At 30.7% G+C, this 19520-nt stretch carries 20 protein-coding genes; 9 read left to right on the forward strand and 11 right to left on the reverse strand.

The window, feature by feature from the left end; translation table 11 throughout:
• Positions 1–79 precede the first annotated feature (79 nt).
• Complete coding sequence (locus tag EC396_RS01520; RefSeq protein WP_129364939.1) at positions 80–712, forward strand: peptidoglycan-binding protein LysM; 633 nt, start codon at positions 80–82, stop codon at positions 710–712.
• Positions 713–766: 54 nt separating this feature from the next.
• On the opposite strand, the gene EC396_RS01525 is transcribed toward EC396_RS01520, so the two are convergent.
• Genes EC396_RS01525 through dnaA form a run of 3 tightly spaced genes read right to left on the reverse strand, consistent with a single transcriptional unit; the run spans position 767 to position 3371 of the window.
• Positions 767–1483 (reverse strand): SAM-dependent methyltransferase, encoded by a 717-nt coding sequence (locus EC396_RS01525; RefSeq protein WP_129364940.1) that lies wholly within the window; start codon positions 1481–1483, stop codon positions 767–769.
• A complete protein-coding gene (locus EC396_RS01530; protein ID WP_129364941.1) occupies positions 1476–1937 on the reverse strand; it encodes a low molecular weight protein-tyrosine-phosphatase in 462 nt (153 codons plus the stop codon). The genes EC396_RS01525 and EC396_RS01530 overlap by 8 nt, the downstream gene beginning before the upstream one ends.
• Positions 1938–1940: 3 nt before the next feature.
• Entirely contained in the window at positions 1941–3371 is a 1431-nt protein-coding gene (gene dnaA / locus EC396_RS01535) for a chromosomal replication initiator protein DnaA (RefSeq protein WP_129364942.1), read from the reverse strand.
• A 166-nt stretch (positions 3372–3537) separates the two neighbouring features.
• Here dnaA and EC396_RS01540 point away from each other — a divergent pair, with 166 nt between their 5' ends.
• Positions 3538–3945, forward strand: coding sequence for a thioesterase family protein (locus EC396_RS01540; RefSeq protein WP_129364943.1), 408 nt, complete (start codon positions 3538–3540; stop codon positions 3943–3945).
• Here the strand turns inward: EC396_RS01540 and EC396_RS01545 are convergent.
• Together EC396_RS01545 and ribD are read right to left on the reverse strand one after the other, a co-directional pair.
• Complete coding sequence (locus EC396_RS01545; protein ID WP_129364944.1) at positions 3935–4552, reverse strand: YigZ family protein; 618 nt, start codon at positions 4550–4552, stop codon at positions 3935–3937. The two genes, EC396_RS01540 and EC396_RS01545, sit on opposite strands and share 11 nt — an antisense overlap.
• 50 nt (positions 4553–4602) lie before the next feature.
• Positions 4603–5652, reverse strand: a complete 1050-nt coding sequence (ribD, locus tag EC396_RS01550; protein WP_129364945.1) for a bifunctional diaminohydroxyphosphoribosylaminopyrimidine deaminase/5-amino-6-(5-phosphoribosylamino)uracil reductase RibD — start codon at positions 5650–5652, stop codon at positions 4603–4605.
• Positions 5653–5674: 22 nt separating this feature from the next.
• Between ribD and prmC the strand changes: the two genes are divergently transcribed.
• The 7 genes from prmC to EC396_RS01585 all read left to right on the forward strand — a co-directional run bounded on the left by prmC (position 5675) and on the right by EC396_RS01585 (position 13133).
• Positions 5675–6532: a peptide chain release factor N(5)-glutamine methyltransferase gene (gene prmC, locus EC396_RS01555; protein WP_129364946.1), complete on the forward strand. Its 858-nt coding sequence runs from the start codon at positions 5675–5677 to the stop codon at positions 6530–6532.
• Between the two features lie 334 nt (positions 6533–6866).
• Positions 6867–7544 (forward strand): tRNA (guanosine(37)-N1)-methyltransferase TrmD, encoded by a 678-nt coding sequence (trmD, locus tag EC396_RS01560; RefSeq protein WP_129364947.1) that lies wholly within the window; start codon positions 6867–6869, stop codon positions 7542–7544.
• Between the two features lie 88 nt (positions 7545–7632).
• Positions 7633–7983, forward strand: coding sequence for a 50S ribosomal protein L19 (rplS, locus tag EC396_RS01565; RefSeq protein ID WP_129364948.1), 351 nt, complete (start codon positions 7633–7635; stop codon positions 7981–7983).
• Between the two features lie 752 nt (positions 7984–8735).
• Entirely contained in the window at positions 8736–10982 is a 2247-nt protein-coding gene (locus tag EC396_RS01570; RefSeq protein WP_129364949.1) for an NADP-dependent isocitrate dehydrogenase, read from the forward strand.
• A gap of 60 nt (positions 10983–11042) precedes the next feature.
• Positions 11043–11864, forward strand: a complete 822-nt coding sequence (murQ, locus tag EC396_RS01575; RefSeq protein ID WP_129364950.1) for an N-acetylmuramic acid 6-phosphate etherase — start codon at positions 11043–11045, stop codon at positions 11862–11864.
• Complete coding sequence (locus EC396_RS01580; RefSeq protein ID WP_129364951.1) at positions 11851–12078, forward strand: DUF6095 family protein; 228 nt, start codon at positions 11851–11853, stop codon at positions 12076–12078. Before murQ ends, EC396_RS01580 begins: the two co-directional genes overlap by 14 nt.
• Positions 12075–13133, forward strand: a complete 1059-nt coding sequence (locus tag EC396_RS01585; protein WP_129364952.1) for a hypothetical protein — start codon at positions 12075–12077, stop codon at positions 13131–13133. Before EC396_RS01580 ends, EC396_RS01585 begins: the two co-directional genes overlap by 4 nt.
• Before the next feature lies 1 nt (position 13134).
• Here EC396_RS01585 and EC396_RS01590 read toward each other — a convergent pair whose 3' ends face one another.
• The 6 genes from EC396_RS01590 to EC396_RS01615 form a co-directional block, all read right to left on the reverse strand.
• Positions 13135–13620 (reverse strand): DinB family protein, encoded by a 486-nt coding sequence (locus EC396_RS01590; RefSeq protein ID WP_129364953.1) that lies wholly within the window; start codon positions 13618–13620, stop codon positions 13135–13137.
• Positions 13621–13658: 38 nt separating this feature from the next.
• Entirely contained in the window at positions 13659–14273 is a 615-nt protein-coding gene (locus tag EC396_RS18055) for a hypothetical protein (RefSeq protein WP_240665614.1), read from the reverse strand.
• 93 nt (positions 14274–14366) lie between these two features.
• Positions 14367–15827 (reverse strand): lipopolysaccharide biosynthesis protein, encoded by a 1461-nt coding sequence (locus tag EC396_RS01600; RefSeq protein ID WP_129364954.1) that lies wholly within the window; start codon positions 15825–15827, stop codon positions 14367–14369.
• Positions 15827–16906, reverse strand: a complete 1080-nt coding sequence (gene wecB, locus EC396_RS01605; RefSeq protein WP_129364955.1) for a non-hydrolyzing UDP-N-acetylglucosamine 2-epimerase — start codon at positions 16904–16906, stop codon at positions 15827–15829. Before wecB ends, EC396_RS01600 begins: the two co-directional genes overlap by 1 nt.
• Before the next feature lie 130 nt (positions 16907–17036).
• Positions 17037–18314 (reverse strand): glycosyltransferase family 4 protein, encoded by a 1278-nt coding sequence (locus tag EC396_RS01610; RefSeq protein WP_129364956.1) that lies wholly within the window; start codon positions 18312–18314, stop codon positions 17037–17039.
• Positions 18311–19501, reverse strand: coding sequence for a glycosyltransferase family 4 protein (locus EC396_RS01615; RefSeq protein WP_129364957.1), 1191 nt, complete (start codon positions 19499–19501; stop codon positions 18311–18313). Before EC396_RS01615 ends, EC396_RS01610 begins: the two co-directional genes overlap by 4 nt.
• Positions 19502–19520: the final 19 nt, after the last annotated feature.

Consider the following 19520-nt stretch of genomic DNA (forward strand, 5'->3'; position numbering starts at 1 on the left):
ATTTGTTGCGTATTACAAAATAAACTGTACTTTTGCCTGCTGAAATTTAATAGGATAATAGAAATCTTAACACCATTAAATTATGAAAAAAGTATTTATACTTATAAGTTTATCTGTATTGGCTTTTTTAATCTCAAGTTTTGTGAGAGTTAAAAAATCAAATGCAGCATTTTTCACAAAAGATGTTGTTGGTAATATCAACTACGTTCCAAATGAAAAAGAAATTAATGAATATCATGTTCAAATTCCTTTTATTGGCAATAAATTTATTGGTTTTAGAGAAGCTGTAGCTTTTAAAGAATCTCAAGGAGATTACCAAACAATAAATTCACTTGGGTATTTAGGTAAATATCAATTTGGAAAATCTACCTTAGAAAGATTCAAAATTTACGACACTGAATTATTTTTACAAACTCCTCAATTACAAGAAAAAGCCTTTGTTGCGCTTTGCTCTTTAAATAAATGGATTTTAATTAGAGACATTAAAAGAAGTGTAGGTAAAAATATCAATGGTGTAAAAATTACAGAATCTGGTATACTTGCAGCGGCTCATTTAGCTGGTGCAGGAAACGTAAAAACGTATTTAAGAAGTAATGGTGAAATTAAATTTAATGATGCTTTTGGAAGCTCAATTCAACATTATTTAAAAGAATTTTCGGGCTATGATACTTCATCAATTGAACCTATAAAAAATCCTAAGGTTCATATTTAAACCTAACAACTTTTATAAAAAAAGGCTCAAAATATTGATATTTTGAGCCTTTTTTTATTCTTTATGAATGATAAAAATTGTAGGTCTTTTATGCAAATTAGGATTTTCGCGTTGCCAATCATGAATTGACAAGGTTTTTATGTATTCTGTAGACAGTGTAATATCACAAGCCACACATAATTTTGTTGTAGATCCTAAAGTACTTTTTAAATCTGCCAGCATTTTTTCATTTCTAAAAGGCGTTTCAATAAATATTTGTGATTGATTTTTATCTTTAGAAATTTTTTCCAAGCTTTTGATAGTCGCTTTTCTTTCAGAATTGTCTATAGGCAAATAACCATTAAAAGTAAAATTTTGACCATTAAACCCAGAAGCCATCATTGCTAAAATAATTGATGACGGACCTACCAAAGGCACAACTTTAATACCCTTTTCGTGCGCTAATTTTACAATTTCAGCACCAGGATCGGCAATTGCAGGAACGCCTGCTTCTGAAAGTAAACCTACCGAAATTCCTTGATTACAAACATCTAAATACGTTTGTACTTCAATAGCTTGAGCATATTTGTCTATACTTTTAATTACTAATGAAGGTTGCGACTTTTTTGGTGTAATTTTTTTAATAAATCTACGAGCCGTTTTTTCATTTTCGACAATAAAGTAAGTTAACTCTTCAATAATAGTTCGAACAGAATAAGGCAACACTTCTAAAGGCTCATTATCTCCTAAAGTAGTAGGTATTAGGTATAATTTACCTTTTTGATTATCCATTTGGATTTAATTTATTTGAAATTACAGTACAGGCTTCATCTAACATATTAAAAACGTTTTTAAAACCATATTCACCACCATAGTAAGGATCAGGAACTTCCACATCTTCACCAGGCATAATTTCATTTAATATTAATTTTACTTTGGCTTTATCGTTTTCATTTCTAGCCTGCTCACAAACAATTCTATAATTAGATCTATCCATTACATAAATCAAATCAAAATCATCAAAATCTGTTACTTCAAATTTTCGAGCTTTTTGTTTTGAAATATCTATGCCATTTATGTTAGCTATGGCAATAGATCTTAAATCTGGTCTATTACCAACATGATAAGCACCAGTACCAGCTGAATCAACAAAAACCTCTTTTGAATTAACTTTAGATTTTAATATTCCTTCTGCTAATGGAGAACGACAAATATTGCCTAAACAAACCATTAATACTTTAGTCATACTTTAAAAGGTCAGTTTTTTTGTAATATCGTCAACGTATTTTTTAAATTGCTTGTCTGTTTCAGTTAAATTATCAACTGTTTTACAAGCATGAAGTACTGTTGCGTGATCTCTTTTTCCTATTTGTGAACCAATACTAGCCAATGAAGCTTTAGTCATTCTTTTTGCAAAATACATTGCTAACTGACGCGCTTGAACAATATGACGCTTACGCGTTTTTGACTGTAAAGTGTTTACATCAATTTCAAAATAATTAGAAACAATTTTTTGAATATAGTCTATTGAAACTTCACGTTTTGTATTCTTTACAAATTTATCAACAATTTGTTTGGTTAATAAAAGTGTAAATTCTTTTCTATTGAATGAAGCCTGTGCAATCATAGAGATTAACACACCTTCTAATTCTCTAACATTAGATTTGATATGTTTTGCAATATACTCAACAATTTCATCTGGCATTTCAACACCATCTCGGTATAATTTGTTTTTCAAAATTGCAACACGCGTCTCATAATCAGGCGCTTGCAACTCTGCAGACAATCCCCATTTAAATCTAGACAACAAACGTTGCTCAATATCTTGCATATCTACAGGTGCTTTATCTGATGTTAAGATAACCTGCTTACCGTTTTGATGTAAATGATTAAAAATATGGAAGAAAACATCCTGAGTACCTGTTTTACCAGATAAAAATTGAACATCATCAATAATTAATACATCAATCATTGAATAGAAATGAATAAAATCATTTCTGGTATTTCCTTTTACAGAATCTATGTATTGTTGTGTAAATTTTTCAGACGAAATATACAATACTGTTTTGTCTGGATATTTATCTTTAATCTCAACTCCAATTGCATGTGCAATGTGTGTTTTTCCTAAACCTACACCACCGTAAATTAACAACGGATTGAAAGATGTTCCTCCTGGTTTATTGGCCACAGCCAAACCTGCTGAACGACCTAATCTATTAGAATCACCTTCAACAAAACTTTCAAAATTATAATTTGGATTTAATTGAGATTCGATTTTAACTTTTTGAATTCCAGGAATTACAAATGGATTTTTCAATTCTCGTTTGTTCAAATCTAAAGGAGCATTTACGCCTTGACTTGTGTGAATTGGATTTCTGTTTGAACTTGGAAATTTTACAGTATGCGGATTGCTGTTACTGTAATTATTTTCCATTCTTACATCGTAAATCAACTTTGCATCAGGGCCTAGTTGCTTTACCAAAGCTACCCTTAAAAGTTTGATATAATGTTCTTCTAACCATTCATAAAAAAACTTACTTGGCACTTGAATTGTCAAAGCTTCACCCGCTAATTTTATTGGTTTAATTGGTTCAAACCATGTTTTATAAGCCTGTTGTTTAATATTATCTTCAATAAAAGATAAACATTCATTCCAAACTGATGATGCAGTTTTAGTCATTCCTCAAATAATCTTTAAATATTGGTTAAAATTTGGCTGATAATCAGAGCATTCTACAACTCCTTATCTCTTGTACAAAAATGTGAATATATTTCATTATAAAAAAATTAAAAACTCTTGAATATTAATTTTTTTTTATGTAAATAACATCCCATAAATATACAAAATGATTTCAGACAAAATACAATTTAGAGTAAGATATGGAGAAACCGACCAAATGAGTTATGTTTACCATGGAAATTACGCAGCCTATTTTGAAATGGGCAGAACCGAATGGCTAAGAAAACTAGGGGTTTCATACAAAATTATGGAAGAAGAAGGAGTTATGCTACCTGTAATTAGTCTAAATACAAATTACATAAAACCTGCAAAATATGATGATGTACTTACATTAAAAACAACACTCTCAAAAAGACCTTCGGCTAAGATTACTTTTGATTTTGAAATTCACAATGAGCAAAATGAATTGTTAACAACTGCAACAGCAACTTTGGTTTTTGTTAATATGAAAACCAATAAACCAACAAGAGCACCAAAATATATTACAGATATTGTTGACAAACTTATGGCGTAACCTCTTTTAATTTTACACATCGCAAGTCAAGAATTAAATCTTTTACTTTTTGTGCATTTTTTTTTCGAACAGCAATAAGAAAATCACAATTTAGTGCCATTTTTTGTTCAATTAAATCTAGGTTTTGCTCTTTTACAATTCGCATAACCTTATTCATATCTGCATATTCAAAAATTAGTTGAAAAAAAACATCAATTGTTTTTTCAACAATATCAACCTCATCTAAAATCATTTTAGCTGAGGTTTTATATGCGGTAATTAAACCACCTACACCTAATTTTGTTCCTCCAAAATAACGAACCACCACCACCAAAATATTAGTAACTTCTTTTGATAAAATTTGTCCGTAAATAGGTTGTCCGGCCGAGTTATTTGGCTCACCATCGTCATTGGCTCTGTATTGCACATCTTCTACACCAATTTGCCAAGCATAACACCAATGTCTTGCAGAATGGTGCTTTTTCTTCAACTCATCAATATAAATTTTAGCTTCATCTTCTGAAGTAATTGGAAAAGCATAACCAATAAACTTACTGCCTTTTTCTTTAAAAAGCACATCACCTTTGGCTATTTCAATGGTTTTATATGTATCGCTTTCTAAAGACATTGTTTTTTAACGCTAAGCTTTTTGCTGTATTTTATTATTGATTGTTCTTTTTAACTATTTAAATAAACACACAAATTGTCGTTTGAAATTTTAGTAATTTCTGAAATTGTTTTTTCCAGTTTTGGTGCTTTTAAGCCATTATTAAATATAACATCTCCAATAAAAACATAGGCTTCATCCCACAAATCAGCAGCTATAAAACTTTGCAATGTTTGCGCCCCACCTTCAATAATTACAGACTGAATTTCGTATTTATACAAAACCTCACAAATTTGATGTGGTACATTTTTACTAAAATCAATAGGTTCAAAAATCACATTTCCGTTAACGCTTATAAGGTCTTTTACTTCTGAAAAAACAATTGTTTTAACACTACCGTCAAACAAATGATAGTTTGAAGGAATTTTTGATGTCCTGTCAATTACCACACGAATGGGATTATTTCCAAACCAACTTCTTGTAGTTAAACTTGGATTGTCTGCCAAAGCAGTATTTGTACCAACCAAAATAGCATTTTCTTGGGCACGCAATTTATGAACCAATTGTTGAGAATACTGATTAGAAATCCAATTTGGAGAAATTTCATCATTTACTGTTCTAATTTTATCTAAAAAACCATCTTTAGACGCTGCCCATTTTAAGATTACAAAAGGTCGTTTTTTATTATGAAAAGTAAAAAACCGCTTATTTAACGCATAACATTCGTTTTCTAAAACCCCAACAACCACATTACATCCATTATTTTTAAGAAGCTCCACGCCTCTCCCACTCACTTTACTATTAGAATCAACAATGCCAATTACCACATTTTTAATACCACTTTCAACAATTAAATTGGCACAAGGTGGCGTTTTACCAAAATGAGAACAAGGTTCTAAACTTACATAAATGGTAGCATTTTTTAATAAGGATTTATCTTTTACTGCATTTATAGCATTTACCTCGGCATGTGGCTCGCCTGCTTTTTGATGCCAACCTTCGCCTATAATTACATCATTTAAAACAATTACACTACCAACCATAGGATTTGGATAAGTTGTACCCAAACCATTTTTAGCCAATTCTATACAGCGTTTTATATATTTTTCTTGTAATTTCACAGCGCAAAAATAAGGCTTTAAAATGCAACTATTAAACTTTAAAAAACAATTTTATTTAGATTTATCTGAATTGTATCCTGAAACTGAAATTCAATCTTTCTTTAACTTATTGATAGATTTTAGATTGCATTTAAGCAGAATTGAAATTGCACTTCAACCAAATTTTGAAATACAAAAAGAAGATTTAACATTTCTTCAAAAGTCTATTTTAGATTTAAAAAAACACATTCCTATACAATATATAATAGGTGTAACCGAATTTTACGGGCTTCCTTTTTTGGTAAATGAACATGTTTTAATTCCAAGACCAGAAACCGAAGAATTGGTTAGCTGGATTATTGAAAGTTTAAAAATTGAAAATCGGAATTCGAAAGTTCATATTTTAGATATTGGTACCGGAAGTGGTTGTATTCCAATTTCATTGGCAAAAAAATTATCCAATGCTACAGTAAGTGCCATTGACATTTCTGTTGAAGCTTTAAAAACAGCAAAAAACAATGCACAATTAAACAAGGTAGACGTGTTTTTTATTGAAAAAGACATTTTAAATACCGTTGAATTACCCGAAACTTTCGACATTATTGTGAGCAATCCGCCCTATGTGCGTGAGTTGGAAAAAACACAAATGCACGAAAATGTTTTGGCTCACGAACCACATTTAGCGTTGTTTGTAAAAAATGAGAATCCGTTGCTATTTTACGATAAAATTGCTGAGTTGGCAAAAAAACACCTTTCTAAAAACGGCAATTTATATTTTGAAATCAATCAGTATTTAGGAAATGAAACTGTTGAATTACTTAAACAAAAAGGTTTTACCAACATTGAATTAAGAAAAGATATTTTTGGAGCTGACAGGATGATAAAGGCTACTATTGCTTAAAATAAAATAGGAAACTCATTTTAAAAAACAACATTTACAATTCAGTTTTTTTGCGCTAGGGATTGCAGCGGCATCCTTTTTTACAATGCAACGCAGTGAAATTGTAAAAAAGATATAGCGAAAAGCCCGACCTTTAGGGAGCGCCCATAAAATTAAGTGTACGAATTATAATTTTATTGAAGCTACAGAACAATATATTTTGTATGCGCTAGGTATGATATTTAACACGCATATCACTTTCAACATATTAGAGGGACTTTAGCCTGTGGAAAAATTTAGACTTTAAACTTTACAACTTTTTAACTTTGAAACTGAAAAAATCTATCTTTGCCAAATGCGAATAGATATAATTACCGTTTCACCCGAATTGATTAAAAGTCCGTTTGAATATTCAATTATCAAACGTGCTATTGATAAGAATTTAGCTGAAGTACATTTTCACGACTTAAGAACCTATGCCTTAAATGATTATGGAAAAATTGACGATTATCAGTTTGGTGGTGGCGCAGGGATGGTTTTAATGATAGAACCTATTGATAAATGTATTTCAAAACTAAAATCGGAAAGGGATTACGACGAAATTATTTATATGACACCTGATGCACCGACTTTAAATCAACGTACCGCAAATACACTTTCGTTGAATGAAAATATGATTATTTTATGCGGACATTATAAAGGCGTTGATCAACGTGTGCGTGATTTATTTATTACCAAAGAAATTTCTATTGGCGATTATGTTTTAAGTGGCGGAGAATTGGGAGCTGCTGTATTGTGCGACTCAATAATTAGGTTAATTCCAGGGGTTTTAGGAGACGAAACTTCAGCGTTAACAGACTCGTTTCAAGACGATTTATTATCGCCACCTGTTTACACGCGACCTGCTGAATACAAAGGACTTAAGGTTCCTGAAATTTTACTTTCGGGTAATTTTCCTAAAATTGATGAATGGCGAAACGACCAAGCTTATGAACATACAAAAAAAATTAGACCCGATTTGTTGGAAGACTAATAATTTTGATTAAATTTGCACACTCAAAATTAACCTCTGACGAAGGTCGTGTATGTTGATTTAAGAAAAACCATCAATAAAATTAAAAATGGAAAGTTTAGTAAAATTTATACAAGACGAGTTTGTAACTAAAAAAGAACTTCCTGATTTCCAATCTGGTGATACAATCACAGTTTATTACGAAATTAAAGAAGGTGAAAAAACACGTACACAGTTTTTTAAAGGAGTTGTAATCCAAAGAAGAGGAACTGGAGCTTCAGAAACATTTACAATCAGAAAAATGTCTGGTGATGTTGGTGTTGAGCGTATTTTCCCAATAAATTTACCTGCAATTCAAAAAATTGAAGTTAACAAGCACGGTAGAGTACGTAGAGCACGTATTTTCTACTTTAGAGGTTTAACTGGTAAAAAAGCAAGAATTCAAGAGAAAAGACGCTAGTCTATTTCTATACAAATTTAAAACCCGTTTTGAGTTTCAAAACGGGTTTTTTGTTATTAACAATTGTTGATAACCATAGTTCATATGTTGTTGATATTAAATTAGTTATAAATTTTAAAAATTGCTTTTATTGTGCTAATTTTAACAATGTATTTAATGAGGGATTTATCGATAAGCACGAAAGTGCAGCTTTGATGAGTAAGAGATAAAATCCAAGTTAAATTCTAAATGTTCTTGAACATCGTTTTTAAAGTCTAACTTTGAAAAGTAATGAGCCCAAGTATTTAGCATGAATAGGTGGAATCAAGATTTTAAAAACAATTTTAAAATGGTAGTTTAAAACGAGCAATTTTAATTGCAACAAAGTTTTAAGTACTATTTTAAAGAAACAATGCATTTATTAAGAAGTTGGTTTGAGAAAACCAACAAGTTAAGGTGAAATAAGAGGTAAATAATACAACTTGAAAAAGAAGTATTGTTTAGTTAAACAAGAAGCCAAAAACTTATTAAATGTTAGTGTTTCAGCAAAAAGCCATGATACTGAGAAATCAATATGATGGCTTTTGTTTTTATATTGTTATTTCTACATTTTTTCGCCATTATTTTTATCTAAAATAAAATTACAACAGCTTATTTCTAACGTTTTCGAAATCGTTATTTTCCAAAAATATATTACATTAGCAAAATAAACCAAAACCAAAATAACGTAGCCTTTTTTACATAAATTAAGCCACATTAACATACTAAGAAACATGAGTAATACACCTAAAATTATTTACACTAAAACCGACGAAGCTCCTGCTTTAGCAACCTACTCTTTTTTACCTATCATTAAAGCTTTTACGGCTCCTGCAAAAATTAATGTAGAATCAAAAGACATTTCATTGGCAGCGAGAATATTAGCTGTTTTTCCAGAATATTTATCAGACGATCAAAAAATACCGGATAATTTAAGTGAATTAGGCGAATTGGCTAAAAACCCTGAAGCTAATATTATAAAATTACCCAATATTTCTGCATCTGTTCCACAGTTAAAAGCTGCTATAAAAGAACTTCAAGATCAAGGATTTAACATTCCTAATTACCCTGAAGAAGCAAAAACAAGTGAAGAAAAAGAAATTGCAAAAAGATACAATTCTGTTAAAGGATCTGCTGTAAATCCTGTTTTACGTGAAGGAAATTCGGACAGAAGAGCTCCAAAAGCAGTAAAAAATTACGCTAGAAAAAACCCACATTCAATGGGTGCTTGGTCTTCAAAATCAAAAACTCATGTAGCAACTATGAGTAAAAATGATTTTAGATCAAACGAAAAATCATTGACACTTTCTGAAGCCACAACAGTTAAAATAGAATTTACAGATAAAGCTGGAAATAAAACTATTTTAAAAGATAGTTTCCCTATTCTTGAAGGAGAAATTATTGATGGTACAGTAATGAATAAAAAAGCGTTATTGGCGTTTTTAAGTGAACAAATTAAAGATGCAAAAGATAACGATGTGTTATTTTCTTTACACTTAAAAGCTACAATGATGAAAGTTTCAGATCCAATTATTTTTGGTCATGCTGTTAAAGCTTTCTTTAAACCTGTTTTTGAAAAACACCAAGCTGTTTTAGAAGAACTTGGAGTTGACGAAAACAATGGTTTTGGAGACTTGGTTTCTAAAATACAGTCGTTACCTGAAGCTAAACGCTTAGAAATTGAAGAAGACATTGACAATTGTTTAGATAATGGTCCTGCATTGGCAATGGTAAATTCGGACAAAGGAATAACCAATTTACACGTGCCAAGTGATGTTATTATTGATGCTTCAATGCCAGCAATGATACGTACATCTGGACAAATGTGGAATGCTGCAGGAAAATTACAAGACACAAAAGCTGTAATTCCAGATAGTAGCTATGCTCCTATTTACGACGCTACAATTACTTTTTGCAAGCAAAACGGTGCTTTTGACCCAAGAACCATGGGAACAGTTCCTAACGTAGGTTTAATGGCTCAAAAAGCTGAAGAATACGGTTCTCACGACAAAACATTTGAAATTAAAGCAGACGGAGTTGTACGTATAATTGATGCTTCTGGAAAAACTTTAATTGAGCATAACGTTGAAGAAGGTGACATTTGGAGAATGTGTCAGGTTAAAGATGCTCCAATTCAAGATTGGATTAAATTAGCCGTTAAAAGAGCAAAAGCAACAAATACACCTGCTGTTTTTTGGCTTGATGAAAAAAGAGCACACGATGCTGAATTGATTAAAAAAATAGAAAAGTATTTACCTAATTACGATACTTCTACATTAGAAATACATATTTTATCACCTTATTTTGCAACACTATTCACTTTAAACAGAATCAAAGATGGCTTAGATACCATATCTGTTACAGGAAATGTATTGCGTGATTTCTTAACCGATTTATTTCCAATTTTAGAATTAGGAACAAGTGCTAAAATGCTTTCAATTGTTCCGTTAATGAATGGTGGTGGATTGTTTGAAACCGGTGCTGGAGGTTCTGCGCCAAAGCACGTACAACAATTTGTTGAAGAAGGACATTTACGTTGGGATTCGTTAGGAGAATTTTTAGCATTAACGGTGTCTTTAGAACATTTAGGTGAAAATTTAAAAAACTCAAAAGCGCTTATTTTAGCTGAAACTTTAGATTTAGCGACAGATAAATTTTTAGAAAACAAAAAATCACCTTCAAGAAATGTTTATGAACTAGACAATAGAGGAAGTCATTTTTACCTAACTTTATATTGGGCTGAAGCACTTTCAAATCAAAGTAAAGATGGAGATTTAAAAAATCTTTTCACTAAAATTTACAAAGAATTAGCTGCTGCAAAATCAAAAATATTACTTGAGTTAAATAGCGCTCAAGGCAGTGAAGTTGATTTAAAAGGTTATTATTTACCTAATGATGAATTGGCAAAAGCAGCAATGAGACCAAGTAAGACCTTTAATAAAATTATTGCATCAATTCCTGCTGAAAGCGTTTTAATGTAATCTGATAAATATTTAAATACAAAGGCGGGCAATTTTGCTCGCTTTTTTTTATTTTTGAAAATGAGTTTTAACAAAATAACAGAACAAGCTTCAAAGTACAATCATTTAGAAAAAATGACTGTCAACCAACTTTTAACCAACATCAATGCTGAAGATAAAACTATTTCATTGGCTGTTGAAAAAGTTATTCCTTCCATAGAAAAATTGGTAGTACAAATAGTTGAACGTATGAAAAATGGCGGAAGATTATTTTACGTTGGTGCAGGAACCAGTGGAAGATTGGGAATTTTAGATGCTTCAGAATGCCCTCCAACTTTTGGAGTTCCTCACAATTTAGTTATTGGAATTATTGCAGGTGGAGATACTGCAATTAGGAAAGCTGTTGAATTTGCCGAAGACTCAACCACACAGTGCTGGGAAGATTTGAGAAAATTTGAAGTTAATGCAACCGATACTGTTATAGGTATTGCCGCATCTGGAACAACTCCTTATGTAATTAACGGACTTCAAAAGTGCAATGAAAATAATATTTTAACTGGTTGTATTACTTGTAATGAAGGAAGTCCTTTAGCGCTTGTTTCAAAACTACCTATTGAAGTTGTTGTTGGACCTGAATTTGTTACAGGTAGCTCTAGAATGAAAGCTGGAACTGCTCAAAAACTGATTTTAAATATGATTTCTACCAGCGTTATGATTCAACTTGGAAAAGTAAAAGGAAACAAAATGGTAGATATGCAACTATCTAATAACAAACTAGTTGACAGAGGCACGAAAATGTTGATGGAAGAATTGAATATTTCAGAAGAAAAAGCAGCAGCATTGCTTTTAAAACATAAAAATGTGAGATCAGCAATCCTAAATTACACAAATGGCAACAGATAGAAAAGAATTGGTGAGAGGTTTAAAATACGAAATGGGCGCTTTACCCCTTTTATTGTTAGGTCCAATTTTAATAACAATTGGCTTTAAAGCAATTAAACAACAAAACAACTATCTATTTCTAATTGCGGGGATTATTATAGCAATTACCGCTATTGTATTAGGATTTATTGGTATCCGTATCATTTTAAATGCTTTATTTTCAAAAGATTCATGAAGTTATTTAAATTTAAACATTGGGAATATTGGCCAAGCTACCTATTTTATCTTCCCAATATTCCGTATGCTGTTTATTTAGCTTTGCGCGCAAAAAGCCTAACACTTTTTTCAGCAACAAATCCTGCTATTCAACATTCGGGGAATGGAAGTGAATCAAAATTTGCAACCATCCAGTTAATTCCTTCAGCCTACAAACCTATTTCTATTTATATTGAAGCAAATAGCAATACACAAAATATTTTAAAATCGATTTTAGAAAATAAAATTCAATACCCATTTATTATAAAACCAGATATTGGTTTTAGAGGTTTACTTGTTCAAAAAATATATACACAAATAGAACTTGAAAATTACCTTAAAAATTACAACCACATTGATTTAATTGTTCAAGAGTTTGTTGATTTTAAAAATGAATGTGGCATTTTTTATCATCGTCTTCCAAATGAAACTAAAGGAAAAATAACATCTATTACCTTAAAAAAATATTTAACTGTTTGTGGTGACGGCATTTCAACCTTAAAGAAATTGATTGAAAACAACGAAAGAGCCAAATTACACATCCCATTGTTAAACAAACTGCATCAAAACAATCTTAATTTAATTCTTCAAAAAGATGAAGAAAAAATTTTAAATTTCATTGGCAACCATTCAAAAGGCACTCAATTTATCAATGGAAACAACCTAATTAACAACAATTTAGAAACTGCTATTGATAAAATAATGCAACAAATTCCAGGTTTTTACTATGGAAGGTTAGATATTAAATATCAATCTTTTGAAGATTTATTATTGTTGAAAAATTTTAAAATTATTGAATTAAACGGTATTATTTCAGAGCCAACACATATTTACGACCCAATAAATTCAACTTATTTTAATGCTTTAAAAGAAATTAGAAAACACTGGAAAATTATCTATAAAATAGCCACTTTAAATCACACTATAAACAAGGTTGAATATGACAAAGCAAGTGATTTTTTAGCCAGTTTAAAAAAGTTGAAAAAATATTCGAAGCAACTAAATAAACAAAGCCTAATAAGCAACAAAAGTTAATTTAATGCTGTTTTGGCGTAGTTGGATTGAAACCAAAATCATTATCTGGCAAACTGATACCTAGCTGTGAAATTATATAGCCCAAACTTGCAAAATGATGAATTGCATGACTATGTGCTTGAATTAAAATACCGCCTAAAGTATAATCTACGGTTAAAACTCCCAAACCTAAATCGTCTGTAACTTTAACAATTTTATTGAAATCTTCGGAATTTAATTGTTGTAATTTTTCAATAATTTCTTCAAAATATTGAATACCTTCTTCTGTAAATTGCTCAACACGCAGATTTCTTTTTCTATTGATTAAATTGATATTCCCAGAATTTAAGCCTTCAAAAACACAATCAAAAACATCTAAAATATGACGCACATGACCTCCTATACTTGAGTAATAGGGTGCAATGGTGGTGTTTCTATATTCTTCTTCCGAAATATTTTTTAGCAGCTGTACACCTCTATTGAGATTTTGTTCTATGGCATCTATCATTCTAATTTCTTAAAATCAACTATAAATATAAACATAATTTACTGTATCAACTTGATAAAAGTCACCAATCCTAAAACAACAAAAATGCCACTTAAAATAAGGTTGATGTTTTTAGCAATAAAAGATACTTTATTTGCAATAATTTTAGCAAAATTAATATAAGTACTAAATAATAACATAGCTCCAATAAATACCCCAGAAATATAAAGTATAATATATGGTTGCTCTATGGTAATAAGTTTTTTTTCAGCCAAAAAAATAGAAAATGCTAAGTAAAATGGTATAGAAAGCATATTTAAAGCAGACATAAATGCGCCTCTTAAAAAATATTTCCCTTTTGTGACTTGCGCTTCTGGATTGGCTTTTTTAAAAGAAATTATAAAAAAGAAAATAGCTAGTATAAAAAAAACAAACACCGCAGCAATTCTTAAAAAATCTATTACTTTCGGATTGTCAACTAAATAATCTGCAAAAAACAAAGCAATCCCAGCTTGTATGAAAATTATACAGGTTGCTCCAAATGCAAATTTTATAGCCTGAACTTTGCCAATTTCCAACCTTACTTTTAACGCTGTCATATTTAACATCCCAGGAACCAACAATGAAAAATAGGCTATAAAAACACCGTATAAAACGTGTAAAAAATAATTCATCTTAAAAAATCAAATAAGCTATAAAAATAATTAATCTAAATTCAAATTCTTGTTGTTTTTAGAAAGAAGTCATTTCAAACTACAAAAAACAAGTTATTTTCTTTTCAAATATTTCATAGCCAAAGAACTAATGTCCTGTGAAATATGAAATCTATCAACAAGAAAAGCATATAATAAAACAATTGCACAACTTTTTAATCCAATATTAACTATTGGATTAAATGGCAGATTTACATAATAAAAACCAATATAAACCACACCAATTAAACTCAGCACTTTTAAAGTATTTAACTGAAACGGCTGCATTTTTAATCTAAAATTTATGTAAAAAATTTTAATAACACTGTACAATAAAACTACTATTAAAGTCGCCAAAGCAGCACCATCAATACCTATTAAAGCAATTAACCATTTATTTAAAAATATAATGGTAATTGCCATTGCAATAGATAAATAAAAAAATATTTTATAATAATTAGAATTTACCAAAATGGCATTTCCGGTACCCAAAGCCAACTCTACTAATTTTGAAAGCGATATAATTAACACCACCCAAATACCTTTTGTAAACTGTGGTTTGTTAATTAATATGTACATATCTACTATATTCAAATTAATCAGCAAAAAAAACAAACCGCCAACAATCAATAAGTTAAGTGAAGATTGTTTGTATAACTTTTCAACTTCAACCATATTGTTTTCGTTCATATCCTTAGCTGTAATTGGTATGGTAATTTGCTGCATTGCACGTGTAGGAATTGCAATAACACTGGCAATGTAAATACCAACAGAATAGTAAGCCACTTCAGCAATTTTTTCCATTTGTGGAATCATAAATTTATCTATTTCCAGCAGCACTCCGGCAGCTGAACCTGCAACAATTATATAGGCTGAAAACGACACGATTTCCTTCACATTTGAAGGTAAATTAAATTTGAAGGTTGGCTTGTAAATATAAAATGCAAAAAACATCATTATCAATGTACTTAAGCCATAAACAGCTACAACTGCATAAATAAACTGCTCATTTGTTAACCACTTAAAATAAACTGCAATTAATAAAAACGAGGTGCATAACCTTGGAAATATTTCTTTAATAAAATTTCCAAAAACCGATTTCATATGCACTTTTGTCCAAGCATAAAAAACCTCAAAATACCCCATAAAAACAGCAACAATAAAAATAAGATAGGTGTACTTTTTTATAATGGGATTTTCTGCTGAAATCCAATTTGCGATGGTTTCATAAAACAATGATCCTGCAAAAGCCAAAGGAATTATAACTATCAGCGGAATTATTAAAGTTGTAGATAAAAAATGATCTCTTTCGAGCTTTGTTTGGTACGATGTGTAAAATTTTATGATGGTATGTTGCATCCCAAAAACAAGCAATGGCAATAGAATATTGGCTGCCGATAACAAAAAAGTAATTAGCCCAAAATAATCTTCCTCCAAAAAATGCGTATATAAAAACAATACATTGATACCTCCTATTCCAAATCCTAAAAATAGAATGATGGTATTTGTAAACGACTGCTTTAATACGATTCCCATTATAAAATGCTCAAAATTTCATTGTAAATTTTTTCTCCAACATTGTTTCCAAATAAATCCATTTCAAAATTTAAAGTTGACTGTTGAAATTGCTCGAAAGCGGCTCCCATTTTTTGCGAATCGCTCCCAACAATTAATGCAAAACCATTAGAAACCAGCTCAACCCATTCGGTTTCTTCACGAGCAATTATGCAATGTTTTTGATTAAAAAAAGCTTCTTTTTGCAATCCACCACTATCTGTTACCACCAAATTACAGTTTTTTAGCAACTCCAACATATCAAAATAACCAACAGGATCAATAATTTTTAAGTTGAAGTTTAAATTGTTTTGTTTTAAAATGCCTTTAGTTCTTGGATGAAGCGGTAAAATCACATGTTTTTGCTCACTAATTTTTTCCAAACCTTCAAATATCGCTGTCAAATTTTCTAGGTTATCTGTATTTTCCTGACGATGAATTGTTGCCAAAACAAATTCATTATTTTGAAGATTTAATGCTGAAATTATATCCGATTTTTCAGATGAAAACGCACTGTAAAATTCAACAGCATCTTTCATAATATCACCACATTTCACCACTTTTGAAGGCATATTATCAAATCCTTCATCTTTTAAATTTTCAATAGCAGTATCGGTTGGACAAAGTAATATATCAGAAATTCTATCGGTTAAAATACGGTTAATTTCTTCGGGCATTTTCATATTAAACGAGCGCAAACCCGCCTCAATATGAGCCACTTTTATATGTAACTTTTTTGCTGCTAAAGCACCAGCCAAGGTTGAATTTGTATCGCCATAAACAACCACCAAATCTGGTTTTTCTAACAACAAAATTGCTTCAATTTTTTCCAACATCTGACCAGTCATAGCACCGTGACCTAAACCATTAATTGCCAAATTATATTTAGGTGCAGGAATTTCCATTTCAGTAAAAAATATATCGCTCATATTGGCATCATAATGTTGCCCAGTATGCACAATAACTTCTTCAATAGCATTGTATTTAGAAATTACCCTACTTAAAACAGCTGCTTTTACAAACTGTGGACGTGCACCTAATATGGTTACTATTTTTCTCATTGTTACTGTTTAATTTATATTGAGTTTGTGCTGTTTAACACCTCACTTTCTCTACGCTAGTAGATGTATTGCTTTTCATAAATTTATCCTTCAGCTACAGTTGGTGATCAAAAAATTGAATATTCTACCTTCAGACTTTTAACTCTAAAACAATTTGTGCGACTTTTTTAGTCAATTGTTTTCTATGAAACTGTTCTATATTTTTAGAATCAACAACTAAGTCGCCATTTTTATATTTTACATACAAATCTATGATTGTTTTTTTCAATAAAGCAGCATTCTCAAAATCAACTACCATTCCAGCATTTGTTTGTTCCATTATTTCAGCCAAATCACCATTTGATGGTGCAATAGCTAAAATAGGTCGTTTTGCCATTAAATATTCAAATATTTTACCAGTGATAATACCTTTGGCACTTGGTACATTATTTACTACCAACAACAAAACCTGTGATTTTTTTTGAAATTCAACAACCTTATTATGAGGCATATAATTGATGATTTCAACATTTTCAGCAAGTTCAAATTTCGAAATTTCATTCAATACACTTACATCAACTTTACCTATCAATTTTAATTGAAAATCGGTTTTAAAATCTTTATTTTCTGAACAAATTTCAGCCAAAACTTCCCATAACATCCCCGAATTTCTATCGGCATTCATCAATCCAATATGCGTTAGGGTAAATTTTGAATCTAATTCAACTTTAACATCATCAATTTCACCATCAAAGCCATTGGTAACTGTTACCACATTGCTATTGAATTTATCGTATTTTTCTTTCATTGTTTTACCAACAACCAATACTGAATCTGCATTTTTTAACACTTCCTGCTCTAAAAAATGATGCTTTTTAATGGCTTTTTTTGAAAGTGGCAACTGATGAAAATAATCTATTTCAGTCCAAGGATCTCTAAAATCTGCAATCCAATTAACGCCTATTTGCTGCTTTAATTTTAAACCAATTAAATGCGTACTATGTGGCGGACCTGTAGTAATTACAACATCAATTTTATTTTCTGAAAGGTATTTTTTTAAATAATTTACCGAAGGTTTTACCCAAAACATACGAGCATCGGGAATAAAATAATTGGCTCTTACATATTGCATTATTTTCCCTAAAAAAGAAGGATTCGGGTTTAAAAAACCTGCGCTTTCTGTTTTCTTTTTTCCGAAGAAAGACAATAAATTATTGGGTTCCCAAATGGGTTGTTTTAACACTTCAATATTTTTTGGAATGTCATTTTGAAGTGATGTGTCTAAAATTGGATAATTTGGATTTTGAACCGTATAAACCACCGGTTCTACACCAAAATCTCTAAAATATTTTACAAATTTCAACCATCGCTGCACACCCGAGCCACCTGCAGGCGGCCAATAATAGGTTATAATGAGTGCTTTTTTCATGATGTTAAATTTGAATACAAGGCTATTAATTTTTCAGAAGTTTTTTCCCAGCAAAATTCATTTTCAATAAAAGCTTTTCCGTTTTCACCCAAAGTAATTTGCAAAGATTTATCTTCATATAAATCCATTACTTTTTGTGCAAAATCTTTCGGATTTTGTTCTTCGTGTACCAAACCAGTTTTTGTTTTTTCAATTAAATTTTTCTGAGCAGTAGCATTGCTAACCAAAACAGGTTTTGACAAACTCATGTACTGAAAAACTTTATTTGCATAGGCAACATCGTGCTGAATATTGCGGTGCAAAGGCGAAATACAAATAGCACTTGCCTTAATGTACGATGGAAACAAACTCACATTTTGCCAACCCTGAAAATCAACACAATCGGTTAAATTAAGGTTTTCAACTTGTTCTTTTAAAACGGTATCTGTGGTATTTACACCAACAATTACCAGTTTAACATTGGGTATTTTAGCTTTTAAAACAGGCATTGCAGCAATAGCGGTTTGCAAACCTCTGCGCAAAGCTGTATCGCCAACATACAAAATCACAAAATTGTTTTTATAACGTGTTAAAATCTCGTTATTAAATTTGGCCTCTTTGTAAAACGATTGATGCACCGTGTTTGGAACCAAGGTAATTTTATCTCTTGAAATTTTTGTTCTGGCAATTACTTCTTCAATAAATTCTTGAGAAACAGTGATAATTTTGGTTGCTTTTTGAATAAACTCCTCTTCTTTCACTTTCCACTTTTTAGGAGAAATCAATTGCTTTCCTGGAAACTTTTGAAGATGTGGATACAACTTGATAATTTCGGGCATATTGTCGTGCAAATCTAAAACCGTTGGCAATTTCAACCCTTTATTGGCTTTAAAAACGGCATCGGCTATTTGCATATCGTGAATATGAATGGCTTCAATATTATTTGTTGTCAAAAAATGTTTGATTTTTTTAGACATTATTTGGGTGTAAAACGGCACCGTATACACCAAAGCCGACAATTTATAATTTAGTTTGTTAGATTGATATCTTTTAACCTGAATTCCGTTAACAACTTCATTTTCAAGCTCATTATCATATTTCAAACAAAACAAAAAAACTTCAAATCCATTTTGAATTAATGAAATAGCTTCGTTTTCTACCCTTGGATCAGGCGGAAAGGTTTTGTCTAAAATCATTCCAATACGCATAACTGGGTAGCTATTTAAA

Source organism: Lutibacter sp. HS1-25, assembly GCF_004121075.1.
In the GTDB taxonomy this organism is placed as follows: domain Bacteria; phylum Bacteroidota; class Bacteroidia; order Flavobacteriales; family Flavobacteriaceae; genus Lutibacter.

What these genes read in the sequence shown, in the direction of transcription:
- EC396_RS01525 (WP_129364940.1), bottom strand. Translation starts at nt 1,483, where the DNA reads ATGGATAATCAAAAAGGTAAATTATACCTAATACCTACTACTTTAGGA.
- EC396_RS01530 (WP_129364941.1), bottom strand. Translation starts at nt 1,937, where the DNA reads ATGACTAAAGTATTAATGGTTTGTTTAGGCAATATTTGTCGTTCTCCA.
- dnaA (WP_129364942.1), bottom strand. Translation starts at nt 3,371, where the DNA reads ATGACTAAAACTGCATCATCAGTTTGGAATGAATGTTTATCTTTTATT.
- EC396_RS01540 (WP_129364943.1), top strand. Translation starts at nt 3,538, where the DNA reads ATGATTTCAGACAAAATACAATTTAGAGTAAGATATGGAGAAACCGAC.
- EC396_RS01545 (WP_129364944.1), bottom strand. Translation starts at nt 4,552, where the DNA reads ATGTCTTTAGAAAGCGATACATATAAAACCATTGAAATAGCCAAAGGT.
- prmC (WP_129364946.1), top strand. Translation starts at nt 5,675, where the DNA reads ATGCAACTATTAAACTTTAAAAAACAATTTTATTTAGATTTATCTGAA.
- trmD (WP_129364947.1), top strand. Translation starts at nt 6,867, where the DNA reads ATGCGAATAGATATAATTACCGTTTCACCCGAATTGATTAAAAGTCCG.
- rplS (WP_129364948.1), top strand. Translation starts at nt 7,633, where the DNA reads ATGGAAAGTTTAGTAAAATTTATACAAGACGAGTTTGTAACTAAAAAA.
- EC396_RS01570 (WP_129364949.1), top strand. Translation starts at nt 8,736, where the DNA reads ATGAGTAATACACCTAAAATTATTTACACTAAAACCGACGAAGCTCCT.
- murQ (WP_129364950.1), top strand. Translation starts at nt 11,043, where the DNA reads ATGAGTTTTAACAAAATAACAGAACAAGCTTCAAAGTACAATCATTTA.
- EC396_RS01580 (WP_129364951.1), top strand. Translation starts at nt 11,851, where the DNA reads ATGGCAACAGATAGAAAAGAATTGGTGAGAGGTTTAAAATACGAAATG.
- EC396_RS01585 (WP_129364952.1), top strand. Translation starts at nt 12,075, where the DNA reads ATGAAGTTATTTAAATTTAAACATTGGGAATATTGGCCAAGCTACCTA.
- EC396_RS01590 (WP_129364953.1), bottom strand. Translation starts at nt 13,620, where the DNA reads ATGATAGATGCCATAGAACAAAATCTCAATAGAGGTGTACAGCTGCTA.
- EC396_RS18055 (WP_240665614.1), bottom strand. Translation starts at nt 14,273, where the DNA reads ATGAATTATTTTTTACACGTTTTATACGGTGTTTTTATAGCCTATTTT.
- EC396_RS01600 (WP_129364954.1), bottom strand. Translation starts at nt 15,827, where the DNA reads ATGGGAATCGTATTAAAGCAGTCGTTTACAAATACCATCATTCTATTT.
- wecB (WP_129364955.1), bottom strand. Translation starts at nt 16,906, where the DNA reads ATGAGAAAAATAGTAACCATATTAGGTGCACGTCCACAGTTTGTAAAA.
- EC396_RS01610 (WP_129364956.1), bottom strand. Translation starts at nt 18,314, where the DNA reads ATGAAAAAAGCACTCATTATAACCTATTATTGGCCGCCTGCAGGTGGC.
- EC396_RS01615 (WP_129364957.1), bottom strand. Translation starts at nt 19,501, where the DNA reads ATGCGTATTGGAATGATTTTAGACAAAACCTTTCCGCCTGATCCAAGG.